Below are 327 nucleotides of genomic sequence, written 5' to 3' on the forward strand. Positions count from 1 at the left end.
GGTGAACAACAGGGTGTATGCAGACATTGATGAAGAACAGGAACTCTACGACTACAAGCGAAAAAAGGCACGCGAGCTTATGCAGCTGCAGGCGGACGCTTTTTATAATAAACAGAAACAGGTGCTGGGATAACGAAAGGGACAGGATAGTCAGTCTTCTGATAAAATTTTTCTGACCAGGAGAACTCTTTTTAAGCCAAAACCCCTCGTCAGTTCGAGTGAATTTTTCGAGCGCTTTAGCGAGAAAAATTTGTATCGAGAACCAGAGGGAATTTAGAGCGCTTAAGCTAAGAAAATTCGTATCGAGAATCAATGAGTTATTCAATT

The 327-nt window shown here is 41.6% G+C and carries 1 pseudogene; it reads left to right on the forward strand.

The annotated features are described in order from the left end of the window. Positions 1–133, forward strand: a pseudogene (locus HC176_RS20190) (DUF4407 domain-containing protein); the annotation flags it as partial. Between the last annotated feature and the right edge of the window lie 194 nt (positions 134–327).

The organism is Tamlana crocina, from assembly GCF_012037625.1.